The sequence below is a fragment of the Oleiphilus sp. HI0132 genome (assembly GCF_001635845.1).
The window spans coordinates 1-7988 of record NZ_LWGJ01001123.1; the positions used below are offsets into that span (position 1 = coordinate 1).

A 7988-nucleotide genomic window follows, 5' to 3' on the forward strand; every position below is an offset into this window, starting at 1 on the left:
CTAAACAAAAGAACAAATTTGTTTGGATCTTCTGTGGTATAAACTGATTTTGCTTTACCAGCGTAAAGTTCTTTCTGCTTTTGCATAAAAAGGAAACTCCCGAGAGTGGCTCTAAGATTAAGAGCAATAGTATTGAAAAATTTCTATAGTGTTTTAATGAGCAATGATATCGCAGCTATTTAGGCAATAAACACATATCAAATCATGATATGTGTTCAAAAATAATCGTTAATAGTTCGGTAGCTGTATTGGAGTCAAAGCTATCATTCAAGGCCTTGACTCGAACCTCATAGGCATCAGCCTGTTCGAGTGCGCTGCCGGATATCTCGATAGAGAAGTTATGCTCTTTAGCTTTTTCTTGACGATGCTCTTCCGTCGAAAACCATGAATCCAGCTCATCTCGACTTAAATAACTGACAAAGTACTTTCCTTGCGACTGATCTATATCAGAAACCAGCACCTCTGAAGCTTTAAGCGCTTTACCTACTTCTCTCCATGACCGAAGGTAACTAAGGTTTAGCTTTAGGTACTTTCCGCCTTGATCATCTTCTAGCAAAAAAACACGTGGTTCACCACTAATGTCATTTGCAAGTAGGGAGTGTCTATTTCGCTGGACATCTGAACTAACAAACTCGCCAACCGCATTTAGTATCTTTGTTTCAACCTTAGGTAAAGATGCAGCCTTACTCCATGAGGCTTCAGTAAGAACACCTCCCGCTGGCACTAGCTTCACCTGTAGCTCGGCAGTATTGCGCCTAACACCTTGAAGTAAGTTTGCCAGTAAAGCAACCTGCCCTGTCATCCCGGACTCACGCACAAGCTCATACAACGGTGAGCTTTCGGCAATAGCCTGAGTCATTACATAACCCTGCTGGATTAACTGCTGGCTAGTTTTTACGCCCTGCTCTTGCCAAAAAAAATCGAGCATTGGCCAAACTTTTCCTGGCGAAGAGTACAAGCGCAGCCAGGTCTGATCTTCAATTGACTCAACCAAATATGGATCTGCACTTAAAGCTGCCGTAGCATTTGGAGGTTTAGGTAGCTCATAACCCTCCTGATCAGAACTGGCCGCTTTACGATCAACGTTCGGAATAGGATAACGAGAACCAATTTTTAGATCTGAATACCCCTCCGGCACAGTAATCCTTTGGCTTGTCTCAGCAGCATTGTACTCCCCAGATCTGTCTTTGATCAGCCCACATGCCGTTAATGCGAAAGCAGAAAAAACCAGTAAGGCCCGACGGGCAATAATTTTAATAGTTATATCACTCATCAAATCAGTTTTTTCGCTGTTAACGCAGACTCTACTTGCGAATGATATTGTTTGCTTAGCTCAGTCAATGGCAAGCGAATACCTGAGCCAATCAGACCCATTCTATTTAACGCGAACTTAACAGGTATGGGGTTAGCTTCAACGAACATTGCTTCGTGAACTGACGCCAACTGATCATTCAAAGTTTGAGCTTGCTCAGCCTTACCATCAAGCGCTAGGCGACAAAGCTGACTCATCTCAGCAGGAAGTACATTAGCTGTAACTGAAATATTGCCTTTGGCACCCGCCAAGATCAACTTATAAGCAGTTTCATCATCACCCGAATAGACCGGCATTTTGCCATTTAAGGACTTGATGAGTTCACTGCCACGAGCAATATCACCTGTGGCGTCTTTAATGCCGACAATATTAGGTACATCAGCTAAACGAAGAACCGTCTCGTTCTGCATATCAACAACTGTTCGACCCGGTACGTTGTAAAGAATCTGATCAATTTCTACTGCTTCAGCAATCGCTTTATGATGAAGGTATAGGCCTTCTTGAGTAGGCTTGTTGTAATATGGCGCCACCAGCAAGCATGCATCAGCACCAAGCTTCTTAGCTTCACGCGTGAGTTCAATAGCCTCTGAAGTAGAGTTTGCGCCTGTGCCAGCGATAACAGGAATTCTTCCAGCAATACGTTTAATTATATGATCGATAACGCTGCAATGCTCTGCAGGGTCGAGCGTTGCAGACTCACCAGTGGTACCAACAGCAACAATAGCATTAGTTCCTTTTTCGACATGGAAGTCCAGCAGGGAATCCAAACGTTCCCAATCAAGACTTCCGTCTTCAAACATGGGCGTTACCAGGGCAACAATGCTGCCTTCAATCATATTGATCTCCAAGAAAATATCTGCGCACTTTTTACTCAAAAACAGATACTGAAACGGTACAAAGTAAAAACAATCGCGTATGTTAATGCCGAGATGGTTTTTTCACAAGTAAACATGCCTTACTATATGGCAAAGAAACAAAAATATCGTCCAACAACCCACTCAACTAAGGCGAAATTATGGGCAATACAGATCACAAACCAAACTTTTTGGTTATTTCTTCTATTGGCACCGACAAGCCAGGTATCGTTAATGAGCTAGCAAAAGCCTGCTCGACCAACCAATGCAATATCATAGACAGTAGAATGACAGTGCTCGGGGGCGAATTCGCCGTGATAATGATGGTTTCCGGCGCTTGGGATGCTATAGCAAAACTTGAAGCGAGCCTACCAGCACTGTCCGAGTCACTTGGTCTTACCACCACTGCGAAGCAAACACAGCAGCGGGACAGCCACCCTGCACTAGCGTATACGGTTAGCGTTGTTGCATTGGATAACCCGGGTATCGTTCACGAGATTGCACAGTACTTTTCCTCTCAGAATATAAACATTGATGATTTGCAAACCGGAACCTACAGTGCCCCGCACACCGGTACACAAATGTTTAATCTATCAATGACAATTCGACTGTCAGCTGATACTCACATTGCTAGCTTGAGAGATGAGTTTATGGACTTTTGCGACGAACGTAACCTCGACGCGATCATTGAACCTTTGCGCTAGCAAACTTATTTAACTTAACACTACACAGCAACTAAGGGCTACGCATAAAATGGTAACTTTAAACGAAAAGGTCGGTGCCTTCACTGCCGCAGCAACGTCAGAAACAGAGATAACGAATGACAGCTTAAAGGGCAAAAATACGGTTATTTATTTTTACCCAAAAGACAACACGCCAGGCTGCACAACTGAAGGCCAGGAGTTCAGGGACTCAATTAAAGAATTTGAAGCCTGCAACACTCAGATTCTAGGTGTTTCAAGAGACTCTATGCGCACTCACGAGAACTTTAAAAAGAAACATGAATTCCCTTTTGAGTTAATCAGTGATCCGGAAGAAGAATTTTGTAAGCTTTTTGACGTAATTAAACTTAAAAAGCTTTACGGCAAAGAATATATGGGAATTGAACGCAGCACCTTTATCATCAATGCAGAAGGCACTCTTGTTAAGGAATGGCGCAAAGTAAAAGTCAAAGGCCATGTTGCTGAAGTACTCAAGGCTTGCAAAAGTCTCTAGTCAAAAGAAGTGGCGCCATAACAAGCGCCACTATTACTAAATTTCGCTAGTTTAGATAGAAGTTTCTACTCCCCCTCTTCTTGGCCAGGCAGTGACAACAGCCTTTATCATCGTAGCCAGAGGGATGGCAAAAAACACGCCCCACACCCCCCAGATACCACCAAAAAATAATACCGATACAATTATTACCGCTGGGTGAAGATTAACAACCTCTGAAAATAGCAATGGAACTAGAACGTTTCCATCGATCACCTGAATCACCAGAAAAATTAGCATGACGTAGTAAAACTCTTCATGCAGGCCAAATTGGAATAAGGCAATGAGCGCTACGGGTATTGTCACCAATATGGCACCAATGTAAGGAATAACAACAGATAAGCCAACCAGAATAGCCAATAGAGCCCCATAATTAAGACCCATAAAAATAAAGCCAATATATGTTGTTCCACCTACAACCGCGATTTCAACAAACTTTCCTCGAACATAGTTTGCGAACTGGAGATTCATCTCCTCCCAAACCTGAGTCATTAAGCGCCTATTCTTGGGCAAGATACCGACAATAGAGTTAACGATTGAGTCTCTGTCTTTAACAAAGAAAAAAACCAACAAGGGCACGACAATCAAATAGATCATAGCCGTGATAAACACGGGAACACCCTCAATAGATTGTGACACTAACCACTGACCGAAATTAGCAACCTCTCCTGTAGCCTGCTGAACTAAGGCATCAAGCTCCGATATAGTAATAATATGAGAATAATCTTCTTGTAGGGTAAAAATATGAGATTTAAGATTGTTAAGAATATTGGGCGCATCTCCGACCAACGATGAGAGCTGTCGCCATACCAACGGCATTACCGAAAATATAAAACCGAACACTACCCCTAGGAATAATATATAAGAACTGTAAATCGCAGCCTTATTGTTCATTCCCTTGGACACGAGATAAGCAATAAAGCCTTGAAGCACATATGCGAGGATAACGCTGGCAATAACCGGCGCCATAATGTCGCCCCAAAGCGATATAAACACCAAACTTGCGCCGATTAAAATCAAAAGCACAACAGCTTCTTCGTCTGAAAAATATCGGTCAACCCAAGACCGTAATACCTGGAGCATAAATTTGCCTAAAAGAGGTTTGAAACCGGACACTTACTAAAATCAATGCCCATAAATTAGAATACTAAGCGGGAATGAAACGCCTTAGCGCTTAATAATATAGTACACAAAGCGCGACGATTCTAAGTCTTCTTCAGAAGATTCGATTAACTCATGAGCTGTTAAAGCTATAAACGAAGCGAAATCCCTAACGGAGCCCTTATCAGTGGCGATCACTTTGACACATTCACCAGCCGACATCTTATTTAATTGCTGTTTAGCTTTGAGCAACGGCATCGGACAGGCCTCACCAGAAGCATCTACTAAATAATCGAATTGCATAACTACCTATCAATAAAAACAAAACCCAAGGAAAGAACATCTTATAGCAGCGACAGGAGGTTATACAAGCTAATCTCAGACAGCTGCCACCCTAGTTCATTCTGACAAAGTATTCACTTGCATCTGCTCCGAATTCGGCCTATATCTAAGAACCTAACACACCATACAATACAATCGAAGATGCCACGACGACAAAGCCTTAGCTTTTTACTACTCTGCTTACTAATATCGAGCACTCACGCAGACTCGAGCACTGATACAATCCCTAGCCTTGGCAATAGCTCGTCAAACCTCGTTTCAATCCAGCAAGAAAAAGCCCTAGGCAACGCTTGGTTGCGCACATTTAGACGCCACACCCAAGCCTATGATAATCCTTTAGTCACCGAATACCTCACCAACCTTGTATATAAACTCGCGCCAAACTCTGCCGTAATCGATCGCGACTTCACCATTACAATTGTCGACAATCCAAGCCTAAATGCCTTTGCAGTACCTGGTAGCATTATTGGCGTAAACGCAGGGTTATTCTTTAACGCCAATACCGAACAAGAATTTGCATCCGTTATTGCTCACGAACTCGCCCACCTCAGCCAACGACACTACGCCCGCATGCTCGAACGACAAAAGCTCGCGGCGCCACTGACACTCGCCGGCTTTCTGGCAAGCGCAATTATTGCTGCGACAGCTGGTTCAGAAGCTGGCGTCGCTGCACTGGCAAGCACTCAGGCACTTAGTGCAGAGAAACAACTAAAGTTTTCACGCAAAAACGAACAAGAGGCTGACCGCCTAGGTATTAAGATTTTAGCAAACTCAGCTTTCGACCCGCGAGCAATGCCAAAGATGTTTGAACGCATGTACAAACAAACAGGGCTCAGAGCAGAGAGCCTCCCAGAATATCTATCAACACACCCTCTGTCCGATACGCGAATTAGTGATACGCGAGGGAGGGCTGAGCAGTACCCCAGAGCACGCTATCGAGATGACATTGACTTTCACTTTAGTAAAAACATGATCATTAGTGACTATGCGGAATCCAGGCAAGCTGCAGTTGAATACTTCAACAATATTCTGCAAAAGGGTAATACGACACAAATTAGTACCGCGACATTTGGCCTTGCCTATGCTCACCTAAAAACCAAGCCCCTCAAAACGATTGAGCTTCTGGAAAAACTATTAGAGCAGTATCCTAACCAGATATCGATCAACACCATCTATGCGCAAGCATTATCCAATGCCAGCCGCCACACCGATGCAATCAGCACCCTTGAGCAACAATTAAGCAGGAACCCTCACAACTACTCTTTATCTCGAGCGCTGGCAAAAGCGTATCTTGATGCAAACAAAATTAAGGAATCGAATCATCTACTCACTAAAATGAGCCTACGTTACCCTGAAGACCCCGAGATTTGGTACTTACTTGCTGAGGTAGCGGGGCTCGCTGGTGATATCGCGCATTTGCACCAAGCACGAGCAGAATATTTCTACCTTACCGCTAGAATGAATCAAGCTATCGAGCAGCTTAGCCTTGCCTTGAAAAAAACCACAAGTGAGCTTGATGAACTTAAGATCCAGTCAAGACTGGACCTCTTCTATGCCATCAAAGAAAACCCGCTGTTTTAAACGCGCAAACAGGGTGAATGGAAAGCCAAAGTTATTTACAACGTAGCTGAGAAGTCTAGCATTCTCTGAAGGGACTTAAGTGCACCAGCTCTTAATTCGGAGTCGACCTCTACTTCGCCACTCCCCTCACTTAATGCCAAGTACATATTTTCCAGGTCGTTCATTGCCATCCACGGGCAATGTGCACAGGATCGGCAGGTCGCTCCAGAACCGGCAGTGGGCGCTTCGATAAAGACTTTCTCAGGCGACAACTGCTGCATTTTATAGAAGATACCGTTATCTGTAGCGACGATAAATTCTTGATTCGGCAACTCTTGCGACGCTTTGATAAGCTGAGTCGTTGAACCGACCGCATCAGCAAGTTCAACCATACTTTGCGGAGATTCCGGATGCACAAGTACCGCGGCATCAGGGTAAACCTTCATAAGGTCCTTTATACCCTGCCCCTTAAACTCCTCATGAACAATACAAGAACCCTGCCACATTACCATGTCAGCCCCTGTTTGCTTCTCTATGTAGTTACCTAAATGCTGATCAGGCCCCCACAGTATCTTTTCACCACGTTTATCAAGATAACTTACAAGCTCTAAGGCCATGCTTGAGGTGACTACCCAATCTGCACGGGCTTTAACAGCGGCGGACGTGTTAGCGTAAACAACGACAGTTCGATCAGGGTGCTGGTCACAAAATTCTTCAAACTGTTCAATCGGGCAGCCAATATCTAGTGAGCAAGTCGCTTCGAGCGTTGGCATTAGTACAGTTTTTTCCGGGCTGAGTATCTTTGCCGTTTCGCCCATAAAGCGCACACCAGCAACCAACAGAGTCTCAGCTGAGTGTTCCTTACCAAACCTCGCCATCTCTAGAGAGTCTGAAATGCATCCCCCAGTCTCTTCAGCCAATGCCTGTACAATAGGATCTGTATAGTAATGCGCAACGATAACGGCGTTCTTTTCTTTAAGTAGCGATTTAATCTTCTCTTTGTAATCTGCAACCTTGGCCTGATCTAATTCTCTAGCCGAGAGATGCTCATGCGCTAAATGCTCTTGAACCAAAACGCGATCTTCAATACTTGCCATGTCGTTCCTATCTAAAGATATATCTAAAGTTCGAATCTATTTTTCTTACTAACTAGAAGCCACTCAAACACACAATACACTAATGTGAAGCTGCACCTAAAATTTGGGTGCCATAGTATAATCCTTGTGACAGTAAAATCTATAATTGATTGAGTACCAACGCAAGCAGATCGAAGCAGCGAGCGCAGACTAACAAATGACTATATGTTAAAACTAATGAATTAGCTGGAAATATTGGGACAGCGGACTTTCGAAGGGAATGGTGGGTCGTGCAGGATTCGAACCTGCGACCAATTGGTTAAAAGCCAACTGCTCTACCAACTGAGCTAACGACCCGCTGGAATCTTGTGAACTAGCGATGCTAGTAACATCAAGTTTAGACAATGTTTTTCAACATTTTATGCTCATCGATCGGCTCTGTTGCCACCAACTTCTCTACATTAGAACAGCGGAGAAAAATGGTGGGTCGTG

General features: G+C 43.9%; 8 protein-coding genes and 1 tRNA gene. 3 read left to right on the forward strand and 6 right to left on the reverse strand.

Annotated features, from left to right (window positions below; all coding sequences use genetic code 11):
- Nucleotides 1–202: 202 nt before the first annotated feature.
- Together bamC and dapA are read right to left on the reverse strand one after the other, a co-directional pair.
- Entirely contained in the window at nucleotides 203–1273 is a 1071-nt protein-coding gene (gene bamC, locus A3766_RS15035) for an outer membrane protein assembly factor BamC (RefSeq protein WP_068507801.1), read from the reverse strand.
- Nucleotides 1273–2148 (reverse strand): 4-hydroxy-tetrahydrodipicolinate synthase, encoded by an 876-nt coding sequence (dapA, locus tag A3766_RS15040; RefSeq protein ID WP_068507802.1) that lies wholly within the window; start codon nucleotides 2146–2148, stop codon nucleotides 1273–1275. Before dapA ends, bamC begins: the two co-directional genes overlap by 1 nt.
- Nucleotides 2149–2327: 179 nt before the next feature.
- Here dapA and A3766_RS15045 point away from each other — a divergent pair, with 179 nt between their 5' ends.
- Nucleotides 2328–2870, forward strand: a complete 543-nt coding sequence (locus A3766_RS15045; protein ID WP_068507804.1) for a glycine cleavage system protein R — start codon at nucleotides 2328–2330, stop codon at nucleotides 2868–2870.
- Between the two features lie 49 nt (nucleotides 2871–2919).
- Nucleotides 2920–3381 (forward strand): peroxiredoxin, encoded by a 462-nt coding sequence (locus A3766_RS15050; protein WP_068507806.1) that lies wholly within the window; start codon nucleotides 2920–2922, stop codon nucleotides 3379–3381.
- Nucleotides 3382–3432: 51 nt separating this feature from the next.
- On the opposite strand, the gene A3766_RS15055 is transcribed toward A3766_RS15050, so the two are convergent.
- Complete coding sequence (locus tag A3766_RS15055) at nucleotides 3433–4500, reverse strand: AI-2E family transporter (RefSeq protein ID WP_068633754.1); 1068 nt, start codon at nucleotides 4498–4500, stop codon at nucleotides 3433–3435.
- 84 nt (nucleotides 4501–4584) lie between these two features.
- Nucleotides 4585–4821 carry a sulfurtransferase TusA family protein gene (locus A3766_RS15060; RefSeq protein WP_068507810.1) on the reverse strand — a complete coding sequence of 79 codons (237 nt, stop codon included), beginning with the start codon at nucleotides 4819–4821 and terminating at the stop codon, nucleotides 4585–4587.
- 180 nt (nucleotides 4822–5001) lie between these two features.
- Between A3766_RS15060 and A3766_RS15065 the strand changes: the two genes are divergently transcribed.
- Complete coding sequence (locus tag A3766_RS15065) at nucleotides 5002–6441, forward strand: M48 family metalloprotease (protein WP_068507813.1); 1440 nt, start codon at nucleotides 5002–5004, stop codon at nucleotides 6439–6441.
- A 35-nt stretch (nucleotides 6442–6476) separates the two neighbouring features.
- Here A3766_RS15065 and nadA read toward each other — a convergent pair whose 3' ends face one another.
- The gene (nadA, locus tag A3766_RS15070) at nucleotides 6477–7517 is read right to left on the reverse strand and encodes a quinolinate synthase NadA (RefSeq protein WP_068507815.1); all 1041 of its coding nucleotides are present in this window, start codon (nucleotides 7515–7517) and stop codon (nucleotides 6477–6479) included.
- A 260-nt stretch (nucleotides 7518–7777) separates the two neighbouring features.
- Nucleotides 7778–7853 (reverse strand) — tRNA-Lys (locus tag A3766_RS15075).
- Between the last annotated feature and the right edge of the window lie 135 nt (nucleotides 7854–7988).

Coding starts and splice junctions, on each gene's coding strand:
- A3766_RS15055 (WP_068633754.1), bottom strand. CDS start 4,500: ATGCTCCAGGTATTACGGTCTTGGGTTGACCGATATTTTTCAGACGAA.
- A3766_RS15065 (WP_068507813.1), top strand. CDS start 5,002: ATGCCACGACGACAAAGCCTTAGCTTTTTACTACTCTGCTTACTAATA.
- A3766_RS15060 (WP_068507810.1), bottom strand. CDS start 4,821: ATGCAATTCGATTATTTAGTAGATGCTTCTGGTGAGGCCTGTCCGATG.
- A3766_RS15050 (WP_068507806.1), top strand. CDS start 2,920: ATGGTAACTTTAAACGAAAAGGTCGGTGCCTTCACTGCCGCAGCAACG.
- dapA (WP_068507802.1), bottom strand. CDS start 2,148: ATGATTGAAGGCAGCATTGTTGCCCTGGTAACGCCCATGTTTGAAGAC.
- A3766_RS15045 (WP_068507804.1), top strand. CDS start 2,328: ATGGGCAATACAGATCACAAACCAAACTTTTTGGTTATTTCTTCTATT.
- nadA (WP_068507815.1), bottom strand. CDS start 7,517: ATGGCAAGTATTGAAGATCGCGTTTTGGTTCAAGAGCATTTAGCGCAT.
- bamC (WP_068507801.1), bottom strand. CDS start 1,273: ATGAGTGATATAACTATTAAAATTATTGCCCGTCGGGCCTTACTGGTT.